General features: G+C 39.8%; 15 protein-coding genes and 1 riboswitch. Of the genes, 6 read left to right on the top strand and 9 right to left on the bottom strand.

The window, feature by feature from the left end; genetic code table 11:
* Positions 1 to 6: 6 nt before the first annotated feature.
* Together H0486_RS03785 and H0486_RS03780 are read right to left on the bottom strand one after the other, a co-directional pair.
* Entirely contained in the window at positions 7 to 1,404 is a 1,398-nt protein-coding gene (locus H0486_RS03785; protein WP_228351721.1) for a tetratricopeptide repeat protein, read from the bottom strand.
* Between the two features lie 31 nt (positions 1,405 to 1,435).
* Complete coding sequence (locus H0486_RS03780) at positions 1,436 to 1,576, bottom strand: hypothetical protein (protein ID WP_228351720.1); 141 nt, start codon at positions 1,574 to 1,576, stop codon at positions 1,436 to 1,438.
* Positions 1,577 to 1,902: 326 nt separating this feature from the next.
* On the opposite strand from H0486_RS03780, the gene H0486_RS03775 reads away from it, so the two are divergent.
* From H0486_RS03775 to H0486_RS03760, 4 genes are all read left to right on the top strand, one after another.
* Positions 1,903 to 2,931, top strand: a complete 1,029-nt coding sequence (locus H0486_RS03775) for a peptidylprolyl isomerase (RefSeq protein WP_228351719.1) — start codon at positions 1,903 to 1,905, stop codon at positions 2,929 to 2,931.
* Positions 2,932 to 2,997: 66 nt separating this feature from the next.
* The gene (locus H0486_RS03770; RefSeq protein ID WP_228351718.1) at positions 2,998 to 3,729 is read left to right on the top strand and encodes an AzlC family ABC transporter permease; all 732 of its coding nucleotides are present in this window, start codon (positions 2,998 to 3,000) and stop codon (positions 3,727 to 3,729) included.
* Entirely contained in the window at positions 3,726 to 4,049 is a 324-nt protein-coding gene (locus H0486_RS03765) for an AzlD domain-containing protein (RefSeq protein ID WP_228351717.1), read from the top strand. The genes H0486_RS03770 and H0486_RS03765 overlap by 4 nt, the downstream gene beginning before the upstream one ends.
* Before the next feature lie 126 nt (positions 4,050 to 4,175).
* Positions 4,176 to 5,054 carry a YihY/virulence factor BrkB family protein gene (locus tag H0486_RS03760; protein WP_228351716.1) on the top strand — a complete coding sequence of 293 codons (879 nt, stop codon included), beginning with the start codon at positions 4,176 to 4,178 and terminating at the stop codon, positions 5,052 to 5,054.
* Here the strand turns inward: H0486_RS03760 and H0486_RS03755 are convergent.
* Positions 5,041 to 7,680 carry a SpoIID/LytB domain-containing protein gene (locus H0486_RS03755; protein WP_228351715.1) on the bottom strand — a complete coding sequence of 880 codons (2,640 nt, stop codon included), beginning with the start codon at positions 7,678 to 7,680 and terminating at the stop codon, positions 5,041 to 5,043. The genes H0486_RS03760 and H0486_RS03755 overlap by 14 nt on opposite strands.
* A gap of 352 nt (positions 7,681 to 8,032) precedes the next feature.
* On the opposite strand from H0486_RS03755, the gene H0486_RS03750 reads away from it, so the two are divergent.
* Entirely contained in the window at positions 8,033 to 8,488 is a 456-nt protein-coding gene (locus H0486_RS03750) for an HIT family protein (protein WP_228351714.1), read from the top strand.
* A gap of 1 nt (position 8,489) precedes the next feature.
* Positions 8,490 to 9,623, top strand: coding sequence for a hypothetical protein (locus tag H0486_RS03745; protein ID WP_228351713.1), 1,134 nt, complete (start codon positions 8,490 to 8,492; stop codon positions 9,621 to 9,623).
* Positions 9,624 to 9,690: 67 nt separating this feature from the next.
* Here H0486_RS03745 and H0486_RS03740 read toward each other — a convergent pair whose 3' ends face one another.
* The 6 genes from H0486_RS03740 to dapA form a co-directional block, all read right to left on the bottom strand.
* On the bottom strand, positions 9,691 to 11,190 hold the full coding sequence (locus H0486_RS03740) for a DUF4340 domain-containing protein (RefSeq protein ID WP_228351712.1): 1,500 nt from the start codon (positions 11,188 to 11,190) through the stop codon (positions 9,691 to 9,693).
* Positions 11,190 to 12,668: a GldG family protein gene (locus tag H0486_RS03735; RefSeq protein WP_228351711.1), complete on the bottom strand. Its 1,479-nt coding sequence runs from the start codon at positions 12,666 to 12,668 to the stop codon at positions 11,190 to 11,192. The genes H0486_RS03740 and H0486_RS03735 overlap by 1 nt, the downstream gene beginning before the upstream one ends.
* Positions 12,659 to 13,522 carry an ABC transporter permease gene (locus H0486_RS03730; protein WP_228351710.1) on the bottom strand — a complete coding sequence of 288 codons (864 nt, stop codon included), beginning with the start codon at positions 13,520 to 13,522 and terminating at the stop codon, positions 12,659 to 12,661. The genes H0486_RS03735 and H0486_RS03730 overlap by 10 nt, the downstream gene beginning before the upstream one ends.
* On the bottom strand, positions 13,506 to 14,576 hold the full coding sequence (locus H0486_RS03725) for an ATP-binding cassette domain-containing protein (protein WP_228351709.1): 1,071 nt from the start codon (positions 14,574 to 14,576) through the stop codon (positions 13,506 to 13,508). The genes H0486_RS03730 and H0486_RS03725 overlap by 17 nt, the downstream gene beginning before the upstream one ends.
* 415 nt (positions 14,577 to 14,991) lie before the next feature.
* Positions 14,992 to 15,747 (bottom strand): 4-hydroxy-tetrahydrodipicolinate reductase, encoded by a 756-nt coding sequence (gene dapB, locus H0486_RS03720; RefSeq protein ID WP_228351708.1) that lies wholly within the window; start codon positions 15,745 to 15,747, stop codon positions 14,992 to 14,994.
* Positions 15,748 to 15,771: 24 nt separating this feature from the next.
* Positions 15,772 to 16,665 carry a 4-hydroxy-tetrahydrodipicolinate synthase gene (gene dapA / locus H0486_RS03715; RefSeq protein ID WP_228351707.1) on the bottom strand — a complete coding sequence of 298 codons (894 nt, stop codon included), beginning with the start codon at positions 16,663 to 16,665 and terminating at the stop codon, positions 15,772 to 15,774.
* Between the two features lie 247 nt (positions 16,666 to 16,912).
* A riboswitch (Lysine riboswitch) is annotated at positions 16,913 to 17,085 on the bottom strand.
* Positions 17,086 to 17,090 lie beyond the last annotated feature (5 nt).

The raw sequence follows: 17,090 nt of genomic DNA, 5'->3' as shown, positions 1-17,090 counted from the left end.
TTCCTATTATTGTACTTGCCGTAAATAGCTTTTGGCTTCCGATGCTCTCTTAGTATCCGGGAATTCTGATATAACCATGTTGTAATATAGTGCCGCATTCACCTTATCATCTAAACGATGATATGTCCTTGCAATAAAGTATATCGTACTTGCATCCTCCGGATTCAATGTCATCGCCTTTAATAATTCCACTAAAGCCTCATCATATTTTCCGTCAGTGTACAGTGCATGTCCTTTTTCATATTGATCCACTGCTGCACTTGAATAGGTTGCTTGACGAATGCTCTCCAAAAGTGCTTTCGAAGCCTCTGTTTCATATTCCGAATCATTGATATCTAGCAGTTTATCGACAATGGACGTAAAATCTCTTTCCTTCTCTGGCTTGCTCAGCTCCTCAATATATAGCTCTGCTGAAGTAAACAAAGGATCATATAGCTCCGGATTGTCCTCCACTGCTTCATAGGTTTCAATCTGAGCCTTAAGCTGCTCAATTTGCTCCGTCAGCTCATCCTTTTCCGTTTGTAAAGTACGGATGGTCTCATCCTTTTCTTCTATTTTGGCCAGCTCAGTACCATAATCTACGATATTACTGTTGTTCTCTTCCTTGGCCTTGTTCTTTATCGTAGGTAACACGAGAAAGGCCATAACTGCCACACCGATTACAACACCAACGACAAGGTTAACAAATGCCATAATATTCGGCTTGTCCTCGCGGTAGGAATTAATTGGCATAATGGATGCGGTGATGGGGGACTCTGCCTCAGGATTACTATCCATATCCTTTGTGACTGCAGGACCCTCCAGTTCTCTTAAATATCGCAGGGTAGTTGTGTTGGACACATCAATTTTAGCAGCCTTAAGCAAATACTTCCTTGCTCTCTCATTCTCTCCGATTTTCATATGAAGCAGCGCCAGTAACTGATAGGCACGGATAAAATGCGGATTTAACGTTACAACCTTTTTTAGTTGAATGATGGCAAGATCATCACTCTCAGCTACTGCAAGTCCCAGTGCAGTATTATACCGTTTGATCGCCTGATTTAACGCATCCAAACGTGTCGGATTGGACTGCACCTTTTCAATGTACTCGTCAGCATCATTATTCTTCGGCTGAAAATGTTTACTGATTACCCATTCACTTAATGCGGCTACCGTTTCTCCCATTTCATAATACACAAGTCCAAGTAGATTTCGTGCATTTGTATTTAGTTTATTCAATTCAAGGCAACGGCGCAAAGCCACTGTTGCTCCAGATAGGTCGCGTACCTTTGCTTTCGCTAAGCCATCATTATAATATACATTCGAAGTATTATATATTTTCTTATAAATCGTCAGGTCCGTGCCGCATCGTTCACAACGCTTCTTCTTATCTGACATATTACTTCCGCAATTCGGGCAAATCATTTCATCCCCACCTGTCCCTGTAATCTTATCGTTAATTATCGTTTTTCTCTTTTAGTAATTCCTTTAAAATATCCGTCATATCCGTCAAATCATTATTCTTAATAATATCTTCTGCCTGCTCGATTTCCAGACTCGGCTGAAATTTTTCGATTTCTTCATCAAAATTAATCATAAAGGCTCTGCCTCCTCGATAAATGTATCATGTCCCACTTATCATAATACTATATAAGCCAGAAAAATCAAGTATTTCCATACGACAGCAATAAAATTTTTGCTAAACATCAAATACACAACGTATAATTGTATAAAATATTTTCCATTTTTATCTCTATGAGTAGTTGGATGTAACTTAATTGTATCTACATTTAGTAATCCTATTCTATAATGTCGTACTTTTAATTTTGCTTTTAGTTATAATTAGAATTTTTTTACTATCTTGCTTTTATAAAAGTTTGAGGTATAATAGGATACGAATGAATTCACCCCGGAGGGAATATTGTGAAAAAGCATAAGCAGATGATTACATATATGTTACTGTTCCTGCAGACATCCAGTCTGTTATTAAGTGGTTGCAGTATAAAGGATCATACTCCCATACTTACCATAAATGATAAGAAGCTCTACCAGAAGGATTTTATCTATGATATTTATCTGGTTGAAACAGAAGGAGAACGAATGGAGAACTATATCCAAGATACATTGGATGTGAGTTATTGGGACTATGAGCAGAATGGTTCCAGTATGAGAGAGCTTGCTAAGGACTCCGTGCTCTCCCGTGTCGTGTTATATGAAATATTGTCGGATCAAGCGAATCAGAACGGAATCAGCTTAAGCCAACAGGAACTTTCACAGAATCAGGAAGCAATCAGTCAAATCATGCAAACGGTATCTGAAGAGGATATAAAGCGACTGGGTATCACGCGTGAGATTATCTCGGATTCTTATAATAAGATTGCACTGGGTGATAAATATTATAAGGAGCTTCTTAATGGTTTTTATGTTAATGAGGATGTGATTCATGCAAGACTGAATCCCGAAGATTACAGAGAGTATAAGACAGAATGTCTCTTTCTGCCATACACTACAGGAGAAGATAATAAAGCAATCTTTCTCAGTAATGGGAAGAGTGCTTCCCTAAAGCCCATCCTATCAGAGGTACTCTTTTCCTCGGAGCAAGGAGTGGAATTTGCTGAGTTGTTAAATGAGGATATTGGTTTTGTCTACATGACACGAGATTTTATCTACGGTGATTCATCCTGTGAGAAGGAGTATCAGGAGGTAGCAATGCAGTTAAAGAACGGGGCATACAGTAACCTGATCCTAACAGAGCAAGGCTACTATATCATACATATGCTGGATAATCATTCCACGCAGAAATATGAAATGGCTGTTGAAGAAGCAATTCGGGAAGAGAAAGAAAAGCAATTTGAGATTTATTACGACAGCTTAAAAGAGAACTATGATATTAATATAAACTTTCCTGTTTGGACTAAGATACAGATTGGTGATACTTCCGTTACAAAGTAATATTTATTATTGATTGTATTATTGATTTTCTACCAAAGTCATACAATTGCCAAAGGAGGCAACGATATGAAAAAAGAATTTATATATGGATTAAAGCGAGGCTATCCTATTGCTCTTGGTTACATACCCGTCTCCTTTACCTTTGGTCTTATGGCTGTCTCCGGCGGTTTACCCGTATGGTTGACAGTTTTTATTTCCATGTCGAATTTAACCTCTGCCGGACAATTTGCCGGAACAAATCTAATTCTGCAAGGTGCAGGATTTCTGGAAATCACATTGACTACCTTCATTATCAATATACGATATATGCTCATGTCCCTATCCCTGACTCAGCGGCTGGGTTCCGACATGACACTCTTGAAACGTCTGATTATAGGTTTCGGCATTACGGACGAAACCTTCAGTGTCGCTTCTCTGGAGCAGGGAAAGCTCTCCTTTCCTTATCTGGCAGGATTAATCCTAGGCCCGTTCCTTGGCTGGACAGCCGGTACTGCGTTAGGAGCCATTATCTGCTCCGCTCTTCCGGTAACCCTGAGTAATGCTATGGGCATTGCTTTATATGGAATGTTTATTGCGATCATTATCCCCCCTGCAAAGAAATCCAGAACTGTTACTATAATTATACTCATATCCGTTGCTGTGACAGTAATCTTACGATATGTTCCGTTATTCCGGTTCATATCCTCCGGATTCCGTGTAATCATAGCAACCTTCTTAGGTGCGGGACTGGGAGCCGTCCTCTTCCCTATAGAACCCAAGAATGAGGTGGATCAAAACAAAGGAGAAAGCATATCATGAAGCTGCAAACTGCGTTCCTGGCGATATTACTGATGGCATTGGTTACCTATATTCCTAGAGTATTGCCGCTGGCCATATTTCGTAAGGAGATTAAGTCCAAATACATAAAATCCTTTTTGCACTATGTACCCTATGCAGTATTGGGTGCATTAACCTTTCCTGATATATTCTATTCCACAGGAACCTTGTTTACTGCTATTTGTGGTACCCTTGTTGCAGTTTTGCTTGCATATAGGGAGAAAAGTCTGGTGGTTGTGGCCTCCGGAGCAATTTTGACAGTATACCTTACCGGATTTCTACTACCCTATCTTCCCTTTTAGTTAAATTTATTTAAAGATATAACTATACAATTAAAAAATTAGCATGGATAGTATAAATTTCGTCCACATATAATATAATACAAAGCATTATGTTGGTAATGGAATTATATGAAATGAGGCCATGATATGCTGAAAGCTACTTATCGTTTAATTGTATTTATCGCAAATAAGATTCGGGATGATCATGTGGCAGCCTATTCTGCTCAGGCTGCTTTCTTTATCATTATCTCTTTTTTTCCTTTTATCATGTTGCTCTTAAGCATCATTCAGTATTTCCCTGTGGAAGAAAGCAATATGCTAAGGATTTTTACACAGATTTTTCCCACAGCAGTTGATTCCATGATTGTTTCTATTATCACGGAAATATACGATACATCGATATCAGGAACCATTATTTCATTAACAGCGCTTTCCACCCTCTGGTCAGCCGGTAAAGGATTTCTGGCAATCATGAAGGGGCTAAACACTGTTTATGAAATCAATGAAACCCGTAATTATCTGTTTCTTCGAGCAACCTCCGCTCTATACACCTTGATTTTTGCCATTATAATCATTGCCACAATGATTCTATTCGTTTTTGGCAACCGGCTTTTCTATTATATAGAGCAGAAGCTTCCCGTGTTCACGGATACTGCATTAATTATTATTAGCTTAAGAACTATCCTGGGATTAATCGTGTTAATTATCTTTTTCCTGTTAATCTACGAAGTCATCCCTAACCGGAAGACCAAGCTGATGTCGGAGCTTCCGGGTGCCATGGTATGTGCCGGTGGCTGGATGGGATTTTCTTACGCATTTTCTTACTATATTGATCATTTCTCAAATTACGCTTCCATGTATGGAAGCTTAACAGCCATTGTTCTTTTTATGCTATGGATGTACTTCTGTATGTATATCTTATTCATCGGAGCAGAAGTCAATCTGTTGTTTGAGAATAAGTCCTTTTTGCATAAGGTTAAGATGCTCTATCGAAGGATGCCCGAAGAGCCCATTATTCATAGATAAAGCCAATCTTTGTACCTTCATAGAAATATGCAACGATCTCATCATATTCCTTTCCTGCATCTGCTAGTGCCTTAACCCCATTTTGGCTCATTCCTACCCCGTGACCATACCCTCCTCCGGTTAATACAATACTGCTTAGCTTACCTTCCTTCTCCTTCTTTGATATCCGAAAGAAGGCACTGGGTAGCAGACTGAGCTTATCTACTTTACTCTCATCCTGACGAATCACAGTATCATAGGTGGGAGCCAATAGCACTCTGATATTATACTCTGTCAAAACCTTAATTGTTTTTTCACTTCCTGTGATTAAAAGCTCCGTAATAATTCCACTACGGTCCCTCTTTAAGACGGAGATATCCACAATGTCCCCTACCGTATCCACCGGCAAACTTTCAAAAACTGCTTCGTTCCCATCCTTTGCTTCCTCCGTCATGGTAAGAATCAGATTTGGATTCGCATTGTATCTTGCTGCCAGACTATTATTAATCACCTTTTTAATATCCTTAACACTCATAGCTACCTTCCAGCGATACCAATTGAAATCACTGTCAATCGTAGGGATCTTTGATGTGATAAAGCTTTTAAAACTCTCCTCCGTTGATAGATCCTGATATTTCTTCTCCAACTCCTGTTCTGCTTCCGCGCCTTCCCCTTTTTCCTCAAGAACCATAAGTTTTCCGTTCAAATAAGGCATTTCTACATTATTCGCCCATACACTGAAGGCTTCCGAGGTATGACCACAGGAGGTAGAAAAATAATAGGCAATGATGACCTCTCCATCATATTCAATTACCTTTCCATAAGTATCCTTTACTGCCAGCACTGCATCCTCATTCTCAGATATATTGTTATATACCTGGTATGAAACACTATCGTCCACATGGGCACCATACTCACTTAGACTATTGGCCAGTAAATGCTTATAGGCATAACTTCTTGCACAGACTGCTTGAACCTTTAATGCCTCCATGCCATAGTAAGTGGGCATCTCGCTGGGTATTACCGAATATAGATACTCTTCCAAGGGTAGTTCATTCACAACTAATAATCCCTTACCATTCTCTGCGATTTCAATCCTTCCTCGATATTTAGGGGTACCTTGGGAACGCTCTATGGAAAGAAGTTCTATCCTTCCCCCGTCATCCACAGGTTCTACTGTAATTCTCCCTTCCTTAAGCATCTCATTATCCGCTTCAATCGTTACCTTATCTCCCGCAGAATACTTTTTCTTATCCTTTTTATTACTAATAATAAAATCACTGGAGGCAGTCAGCACCACTTGATCGTGTACCACATCCTTGAACTTCGAGGTTCTGATTAGGACACGGATATTTTCCGCCTTAATACTTTCCGTAATCAAGGCAGCGCTAATTTTTCCGCCTGATACAATAAAATCGGTATTCTCATAACCAACAAGGATACTACTTGTAGGTTCTATGGACAGATCCCCATACAGCTTATAGATTCGAAAATCCTCTTCTAAGGGAAGCTTGCCATAGCCTTCTATCTCGATAAAATCCTTCGCCGTCTGTAATACCTTTCCCTCTATTTTATCTGGTTTCACACTAATCTGTACAATTCTTTGATTCTCTATGGTAATATCACCGATTACCTTTTCAATCTTATTCTCCGGTGCGATATATTTCGTATCAAAGGTCTTGTATAGGCCATTCACAAAGGTTTCTACCAGCTGCTCCACCCCTTTACTAATCCATACATTATGAATAACCATCTTTTCTGTCGTCACAGCAGTTATATATAGTATTTCTTGATCACACAGCAAAACCTGAATACCTTTGTCCAAATACTGATCAACAAAATCAGCTTGATTTAAGCCCTCCATGCTATCCTCTGATGCAGAAGCCTGGCTGCTCTGTTGGTTATAAGATGGATTCTCTTCCGTCTTATCCATAGATTGGGACATAGTAATCTGATCATCTGCTGCTTCCGGGTTGCGGGGACTTGTAGTTACCGTCTGCTGCTTTTCTTTCTGCATTTGCTCATATTGTGTCTCATAAGACCTCGCTGTCTGATAATAATATTTCCCCTGATCCGTAACCATCCTGTCCATACCATCATCTGTCATATCAGTACCTAGTACAAAAAGTGTATCCATCTTCACCTGCTTCTCATCCTCAGGAATGATACTCAACAAGGCTTCATAAACCTCCAGAAATTCATGAGTACTCATTGCACGGTCGGCACTTATAAAGTCAAAGGATAATCCCGTATATACTGTCTGGAATTCCGGTTTCTTCATAATTAGTTTATCCAGTAGTTCCTTACAGCTACCATAGGTTAAGGCTTCACTCGGGGCAATGTCCACATTGCCCTCTATGAGTCCCATCTTCCAAACTGCATTCACATAAGAGTCATACCATCCCGACATATTACCATCTGCATAGGTTATTCCAAGAGACAATGCTTCCCGCTCTTTTTTGTTGAATTCCAGATAACTCAATAGCCGAAATGCTTCTGCCCGGGTGATGACATTCTCTGTTACAATGGTATCTCCCTGATTCTCCTGCTTATCCTCATTCAAACGACGGATTACATTGGTAGCAATGACTGCCACGACAATTATGATGCAAATTCCAATTAATATAAGTTTTCTCTTTATACTCATCGCTGCTCCTATTCCAGGCTTAATACTCTGCTCCCTCCGCTTGCAGCTGCTTTCGGCAAATATAATTCTCCTAATACGGACTGTAACACAAGAGAGCTTGGAGTACCAGATTAACCTACATGCATAGCTTGATTATCCCATATGCTAATATATTATGTCAATGCGGTTAATATTCGTACAAGTTTATAAAATCGAAAATATGAAATCTTGTCATCAGTTGATACCATATGCAGGGGTTATTTAATAATTTATAGAAATCATTGTATCGTATATGCTTTATGATATAATAGCCATATACTGGCATTATGTTATAATAATGCCTATATTAAATAATAATTCGGGAGGTATCTATATGTCCTGCTTAATATGTGATCGAATTGAAATGATCAAAAACGGAACTAATCCGTATTTCGTATATGAGATGGAGACCGGATATGTCGTAGTCGGAGATTTTCAAAGGTTTAAAGGCTATACTTTATTCCTATGTAAAAGACATGTATCGGAACTTCATGAGCTTCCGAAGGAATTTCGCATAAAATATCTGGAGGAAATGTCCCTGGTTGCCGAAGCAGTATATCAGGTATTTCATCCGGATAAGCTGAATTATGAATTGCTCGGTAACGGGGACTCCCATGTTCATTGGCACATCTTCCCGAGAAGAGATGGCGACACTCCTAAGCGAGGTCCCGTATGGCAGCTTTCTGCGGAGGAGTTGTATCACGATCAATATCGTCCGGATAAAGAGTCGTTACAGCATATGACATTAACCTTACGAGAGAAGCTAATACAGTATAAAAAGGAGGACTAATATGGAGGAAACCCTGCTTGAAAATACTCCTAAGAACCCACGTAACATAAAGCAATATGGACTAGCTTGCATAATGATTATTGTTTTACTTCTATGTTTTCTGACCGCAATAAGCTGGCTCCATCCCAGGTATTATTATGATCTGAGACAGGGATTTGTGGATGCAGCTCATGCAAAACCCATATATTATCTGAAGAAGTCTGTTTCAGTGGATCCGAATACCAATCTGACCTTAGATTTTCTGGTTGTATATGATGATAGCGTGTATCTCCTTGCTTCCAGTGATCCCTCCCAGACATTTTCGATTCGTTATGGCAATATTCAGAATGAAACCACCTCCGACAACCCCGAAACCAATTGGTCCATGCAATTTGTGGATAATGATATTCAGATTGAAAATAATCAGATTGAACTTACGATTAATGAGATTCCCGTTCTTCTTAAGCTGGATCCGGTTCCCGCCTATAGTGAATTGGATTATCGCAGGATGAAGCGGTCACAATTCAATGAGCTTGAGATTGTGCAAATTCCCCTTGAGAATGATCGTTATTATGTCTACGGTCTTTCCTTTACATCCGATAAATATCCAAACACGGATTTCCAAGTCGGTATTACGCAACAGACTATAAAGAATACCAATCAATCATTACTACAGTATAAGCAATACCAGAATTTATATCTGATACCCAGAGAGGAACAGGGTCCATTTCATATAACGAGTGATTATTACTGGGCCTACAGAAGCTATAATGACCCTTCTGATGAGACTTCAGAACAGTCAGAGCAGGATAGGGAAAGAGTTCGGATACTATTGCCCTCTGAAAATATGACACTTGAGAAGAAACAGCAATTTACTTTATATGATTATTCTGTTATTGTTCATAAGGTGACCCGGGATAAGAATAACATCATTATCGATTATACTGTTTCATCGGAGAACAATGATAAAATATATTTATATCTGAATCCAATTGATCCTTTGCCCTTCAACGGCTCCCTTCCGGAGGGTGAAACCTTTCGGCTGGAAATCAATACTGAGGAATATTATGAAGAGGATACTCTCGCTTTAACAATGAATTCTGTTGGAATTCTGGTTGAATGTAAAGATATCCTCCTTGAGCTTCCTGTCGATTAGGCAACTCAAGGAGGATATGGATTAAGCTACTCAGGAGGGATAATGCTCCGGGGGATTCATCCGGAATTTATTCCTCCGTGGTTTTAAAGTTAATGATCGCAGCTGCTATATCATCAATCTTTCTTTTATCTGCCAGGAAACGGATGCCATGTCCGCTGTCCACTGCATAAAAGCTGTCATCGTAAGGGAAGTACGAGGCGGTCTTAATTGTTTTATTTTCATCATTCAGTTGATAGCTGATCGTTAGATAAGGCTTTCCTTGCCCTATTCCCATATCTTTTTTCATTTCCGCATCGTATTGGGCACTAACAACCTCCTGATATACGTCCTTAAATACGCCTTCCTCCACTTCTTCTCCGTTATAGTAGTAAGTTGCTTTGGTTATTTCTTTTCCTTCCTCGTCCTTATCCTTACTCCTTTTAATTTCCATCACATAGGACTTACCCTCAATGTCTGCACTGATTCGATCAACCGTGTCTATATTGGGTAGGCACACAAAGGTATTAATTACGCTAAACACATCAACCTGAAGCATTTTATTGATGGTATCCTCCTTCATGGTCTGAACCAAATTCGAGCCCTCTTTACGAACATAGTAATTACCATTACCATCTGTGTTACCTATATAAAGCGTCAGACTTTTCTCATCCTTATAGGTCTTTTGTGTTATCTCTTCTCCGGTATTCTCATCTACCTCCGGTGTCGGAAGTGCTTCGGTGCGTGTTTCATAGTAACCGATATCAATAGTGTGTGAAGGTTCCTCCAGACCATACTTGCCAAATTCCTTACCGGAATAGTCTACACAGGTACCAAAGTCAAAGCTGGTATAATTGCCGAATAGTTCCATAAGATCGGAGGTATCTGCTGTATAGCCCTCATCATATGGCTGCTTAATCAGCCAGGGATACAATGAGTCCGTTTTATCGAAGGAATTATTCGTGTCATATACAAATTCATAATCCTCACCATCTCTGTTGTCGACCTTCAGATAGTAAATATCCTCGGAAGCAAAGGAGATGGTCTCATCCACTGCTGTCATATCAATGTCATTGTATTGTAGTCCTGAGCCGTATGAGGTAGGTAGAAGATATATCTTACCATCCTCATTCACCATTGCATAATAACCGTCCTTTGTGCTCACTCTATTCCCGATTTGAATAGTTAAGGTAACTCCATCCTTCTGAGTGGCACAAACGTATGCAGCTGGATTATCCAGTCCATAATCCTGAAGATTCTCTGTGGTTTCGCTTATAATACGTGACGCATTAACTACTTTCACCGTATTGATAATGCTTTCTACATGATCCTGATTGATCGGACGATCCGGCTGCTCCTCTGATTTCCACAGTTCGCCTTCCTTAATCAGGGTGAGATCTGCATCCTTCGCCTTATAACGAAGAGAGGTTATCTGTTCAGGATCTAAGGTTGCGAGGGATATGTTATTATCCTGGTCCTCTGTACTATCGGTATCCCTGTTCATATACCAGAAATAAAAAGCAATCAGGGCTACTAATACCAAAAGAAGTGAAACAAGTGTGACTGCGTTTCGTCTCTTTCGTTTTGTCATTACTTCTTCCTCCTTCTAACACTAACAACAATACCCGTTACCAGAATAGCTACAGGAAGAAAGATAACTACTACACCGCCCCAGAAGATAGCTTTCTGCTGTGTTATCTGAATTCGAGCTGCTGCCGTACTCTTGGAAGGTATGGATAACGGAGCCTGATCTCCCTCCATATAGCCTACGGTTCCGGATAATATATTCATGTTCGCATATCCCGCCATATCGTCGCTAAACATCAAACCGGATGAATATACAACCAGGTTCGAGGTTACTCCATTGTAAGTATCAGAAGAAAGCATTCCCAGGTTAAATGGGCCTTCGATATCTCCTTCTTCCTTCGTTATCGCCTCATTTCCTTCTCCCTTTGCATAGGCAGAATTGGTGGTAAAAAGTAACGGTTCCAGTTTTAATGAGCTTCTTTTCGTTTCTGCTTCCTTAAGTCCTAAGGAATATGGCATAAATACCAGAATCCTGCTCTTGGATGCCGATTTCGTGATCACATGATTGTCTATAGTCGGCACAAGGAAATGAGGATAATTGGAAGCATGATGATTGGTATCCCCTTCGACTACCACACCATTTACCACATCAATCCCATAATAGTTAATGATAGATTCCAGATTCGATAATTTACCTGCCATAGCATCCAGAGTAATTATGACATTTCCTCCCGCAGCCAGATAATCCTTAATCATAGTAACCTCTTCCTCTTTGAAATCGGTATCGGGGGCATTGATAAACAGGATATCACAATCCTCTGGTATCTCGGAAATCGTTGCTGTCTGCAGTTTCTTCGTGGTTACATTCATTTTCTCCATGGACTCACCAAATGCCTTACCAACTTCCTCTTCCCCGTGTCCACTGACAAGATAAATCAGCGGCAGCTCCTCCATGGTTACATATTGAATTGCAGAGCTTAACTGACCCTCCACATCAATTCCGGTAACCTGTGTCTGATAGGTCTGGTAATCCATCGTCTGTTCCAGCAAATCACTACTCGGAATATATTTTGCTCTGCCATTCGTATTGTTAACAACGATAAAGCTGTCCTGATCCACAACTTCCTCAATGTTATGCTCCTTCGCAAAGGCAGGATATAATACCGGGTCCTTACTCTCCAGGGAAATATGATCGGACAAGGTATCATATTGTTCTGCTATTTTCTGATATACATCCTTCTCATTTCCGGCTTCAACCATATAATAAATGGTGATATCATCCTTAAGAGCTTTTATCATATCCTTAGATTCCTTTGTTAGGGTAAACATTCCCTGCGTACTTAAGTCAAACTGGATATTCATTTGAGATATCAGCATATTCACAACCAATACGATGACAATCACTATCATGGATACTACTGTAACATAAAATCCGCTGCGAAACTTTCTTCCGGAAAAGGATTCTTTCATCTTTCCGAATATGTTCTTCTTATCTGCATTGTTTAATTCGTTCACGGTATCCTTCTCCTTTCCTAACTCCATCTCTTCTTCTTAATAACCTGTACCGTTAAAAACAAAAACAAAATGGTTATGCTAAGATAATATACAATACTTGATATATCTAAAATGCCATAGTAGAACGGACTAAAACGGGATGCAATGGAAAGCCATTCGAGCACCTTGATGATTAGTCCATCAAATAACGTGGGCTTCAGAATATAGATCGCTGTTAACCCTGCTTCTCCAAGCAGTCCAATTCCCAATGCAATGGTTAAATTATGCATCATCCGATAAATAATAAGGCATATGATGATCAAGATAACCGTAAAGGTTACAAAAGCGGCCTTTTTATCAGTGGGTAAGACACCTGCTATTCCTTCCATTAATGCTGTAAAAATAAATACTATATAGGTAACAACTGCAGCTACTACCTGGCTCTCCGTCAGACTGGAAATGTAAAGTCCCATGGAAAGATATGCGGCTCCTAGTAATGCAAATCCAAAAATACTAGCATAAGCCGACTCCATCGGCACCTTCCCGTACTGCGATAATATCAACGGATAGAAGCAGATCACACCAATTACCGTAAGGAACACTGTAAAAACGGATAAGAACTTACCGCTAACGATTGATGTTGCAGTAAGCGGTGAGGTATACAAAAGCTGATCGGTCTTCTGTCTGTTTTCCTCCGCCATTAATCTCATCGTTAATAACGGTACCAATAATGCGAATAAAAAGGTAATTGAAGATATGGTGGTTTCAAAATTACCCACCTGATATATTAGGTTCTGAACAAAAAAATAAACTCCTATGATAGCAAGAAATAATGCAATAAATACATATCCTATTACTGAGGTATAATAGGAACGTAATTCCTTCTTATAAATCGCCAGCATCTGATTTCTCCTCCTCCGTCATATTTACTTGTTCCGCTTCAGAAGCAGAATTCTCATCCGGAGCCTCTCCCATCTCCGATTCAATCATCTTGTCATTTTCTTCACTAGTTATGGAATTCTCATAATTGTTTGTTACCTTAAGGAAGATATCCTCCAGGCTCATACGGATTGACTTCATTTCCAAAATCGGAGTGTTCGATTTGCACATAGCATAGAATACATCCTCACGGATATCCTCATTTTCATTGCAGGATATGCTGAATTCGTATACGCCCTCTTCCACTGCAGGTAATTCTTCGATTGATAAGATACGATCGATACTGCCAAGAGTATTCCGAATCGTCTCCTTATCTCCTTTCACAGAAAGTCTGATACCACCGGTTGCACCCATCCGCGCACTTAGGTTCTCTGGCTTATCCTGCAGGATCAGCTTTCCTTTATCAATAATCATAATCGTATCACATACTGCGCTAACCTCCTGCATAATATGGGAGCTTAGAATAACGGTATGATTCTTACTTAAATTCTTAATTAATTCTCGAATCTCAATAATCTGCTTTGGATCCAGACCTACTGTAGGCTCGTCCAGTATAATCAACTCGGGATATCCCATGATCGCCTGGGCCAATCCAACTCTTTGCTTATATCCCTTTGATAAATGCTTGATCAGACGGTTCGCCATGGGAGTTATCATTGTGGCCTCCATTACCTCCTCAACCATCTGCTTTTTCTCACTTTTGCTTACTTTTTTGATATCAGCTACAAAGTTAAGATACTCCCTGATTGTCATATCCGGATATAAGGGAGGAAATTCCGGCAGATAGCCGATCATTCGTTTCACTTCCTCCGGCTCTTCATAGACATCATGTCCATTCACAGTAACGGTTCCCTCCGTAGCCGATATATAGCCTGTGATAATATTCATGGTTGTAGATTTTCCTGCACCGTTCGGTCCCAGAAAGCCGAGTATCTGTCCTTTTTCAACGGTAAAGGATAAATGATCCACTGCGATATGATTTCCATAACGCTTCACTAAATTTTTTACCTCAATCAAGATTTCTCCTCCTTATCCAACTCATTTTCGTGCATGAAAATAGATACCACATACTCAAGGTCAACCTTTTATATATGATATCTGCTATAAGAGACCGTTTTTGATTCCTAGTCATCATGGATGATTGTCAAAAGGTCATGGTATCGTAGATATCATAAGAAAAATTACCGTTGCTTCTTACGTTCATAACATATCCCTCTTGAGGATGTGGCTTTTGACATGATTATCTTACAATAAGATTACGAAAATTTTGTGAACAAATTAGATAATTTTAGCATGATTACAGATTGAGGGCAGAATTTAGCAAAAGCACAATGATGCTGAAAGAAGATTGTATAAAAAACGGAGTGACAATATACAATCCCTATATGGGACTTTATACTATCACTCCGTATGCTTCCTAATTATAACGAAATTAATCCATCATATCGCTCATTCGATACATACCGGCAGGTTTTCCCGGAAGGAATTTGGCTGCCTGAACAGCTCCCTTTGCGAATACCGCTTTGGAATAAGCCGTATGCTTGATCTCGATTACCTCATCGGTACCAGCAAAAATAACTTCATGCTCACCTACGATGGTGCCACCGCGAACTGCTGAAATACCAATTTCCTTCTTACTTCTGGCTACACGATCTGCAGAACGATCAAATTTATACTCGTATTCATTATTGAGTACCTGATTAATGGCATCTGCCAAAGCAAGGGCGGTTCCGGAAGGTGCATCCACCTTTTTATTATGATGTCTCTCAACAATTTCTATATCATATCCGGCATCAGCAAGAATATAGGTTGCTTCCTGAACCAATTTCGTAATCAAATTGATACCCATGGACATATTCGCTGAGCGGAAAATCGGTATTTCCCTGGAAGCTTCATCAATAATCGCCAGCTGTTCCTTAGATAAACCTGTCGTACAGAGTACAATTCCAATTCCCTGACTTTTTGCAAAGTCCAGCATTTCCTCCACATTGACTGGTGCTGAAAAGTCTATGATTACATCTGCTTTTACATTACATTTCTGAAAGCTCTGATACACTGGAAATTTAGCAACTCTGTTCTGTGATACATCGATACCGGCAACAATTACTGCATCGTCGTCCGCTTCCACGATGTCGGCTATTACCTGGCCCATCTTACCATTGCATCCACGCAAAATAATATTTGTCATATGCTTCCTCCTAAGGATGACATCCTATGCTATTGTTTTAATTCCTACCGCTTGCATCTCCTTAACCAGACGCTCTACATTGGCAGACTCCATATCTGTTAATGGCATTCTGAGTGCTCCTGCCTGAAATCCCATTAGATTAACTGCTTTCTTAACCGGAATTGGATTCACCTCACAGAAAAGTGCATTAATTAACGGAAGATATTTTAATTGAAGCTCACGGCTGGCTATCACATCGCCTTCCAGATATTTTGCAACCATATCGTGTGTTTCCTTCGGTGCAATATTGGATAATACGGAGATAACTCCAATACCACCTAAGCTCAGTACTGGTACAACCATCTCATCACATCCGGAATAAAGATCAATCTTTCCACCGGTTAATTGCATAATCTCAGCAACCTGGGCAATATTGCCGCTTGCCTCTTTCACACCTACGATATTCTTAACGTTTTTCACAAGGCTTGCAATTGTCTGAGGTAAAATGTTACAGCCAGTTCTGCTAGGTACATTATATAGTATTACCGGTATGGATACCGATTCTGCAATTGCTGTGAAATGTGCGATAAGTCCCTTCTGGGTTGCTTTATTATAATAAGGGGTTACTACAAGTAATGCATCAGCTCCATAGCTTTCTGCTTCCTTTGATAAATAAATTGCCGTATTGGTACAGTTAGATCCTGTTCCCGCGATTACCGGAACACGCTTTGCCACCTTCTCCACGGTGTATCGTATGCATTCCAGATGCTCTTCATGTGTTAACGTGGAAGCTTCTCCTGTGGTACCACAGATGATAATACTGTCCGTTCCGTTTGCAATCTGAAATTCAATTAATTCCCCAAGCTTCTCATAATCCACTTCATTGTTCTGATTAAATGGTGTAACAATCGCAACACCTGCTCCTTTAAATACTGCCATATTTTCCTCCATTCCGCGCTCCCTTGCGCATTTCAGATTTATGCCCTTGTTAACCAAACGACACATATACTAATAGGTTCCAAATAATTCACATAATGTGAAAGCTTCCATATGCTCAGGATATTTATTGAGGTATTGCTTTTGCTCATTTTATCAATAAAAAAAGTCGACACCAGAGTCGACACTAAAGAATGACTGCTTGAATTCAGGATGATATCTTACAATCCTACTTCTACAGCTAATATATTCTTTAGGCAGCGCTCCATCAAAATATGATGACAGTCATATGGTTCTTAACCACATGCCCAGCAATAATAAATCAGGTTTATTATCACTTCGGCACCGTTTCCTTTCGCTACGTTCTTCTATGCCTGACATATCCCGCAGTTACTCATAAACAATGCAACCTCTACCATAAGCAATAT

It is taken from the genome of Variimorphobacter saccharofermentans, assembly GCF_014174405.1.
In the GTDB taxonomy this organism is placed as follows: Bacteria; Bacillota; Clostridia; order Lachnospirales; family Lachnospiraceae; genus Mobilitalea; species Mobilitalea saccharofermentans.
Note: the sequence above shows the minus strand (reverse complement) of the source record. Positions and strands in the feature narration are given on the sequence as shown.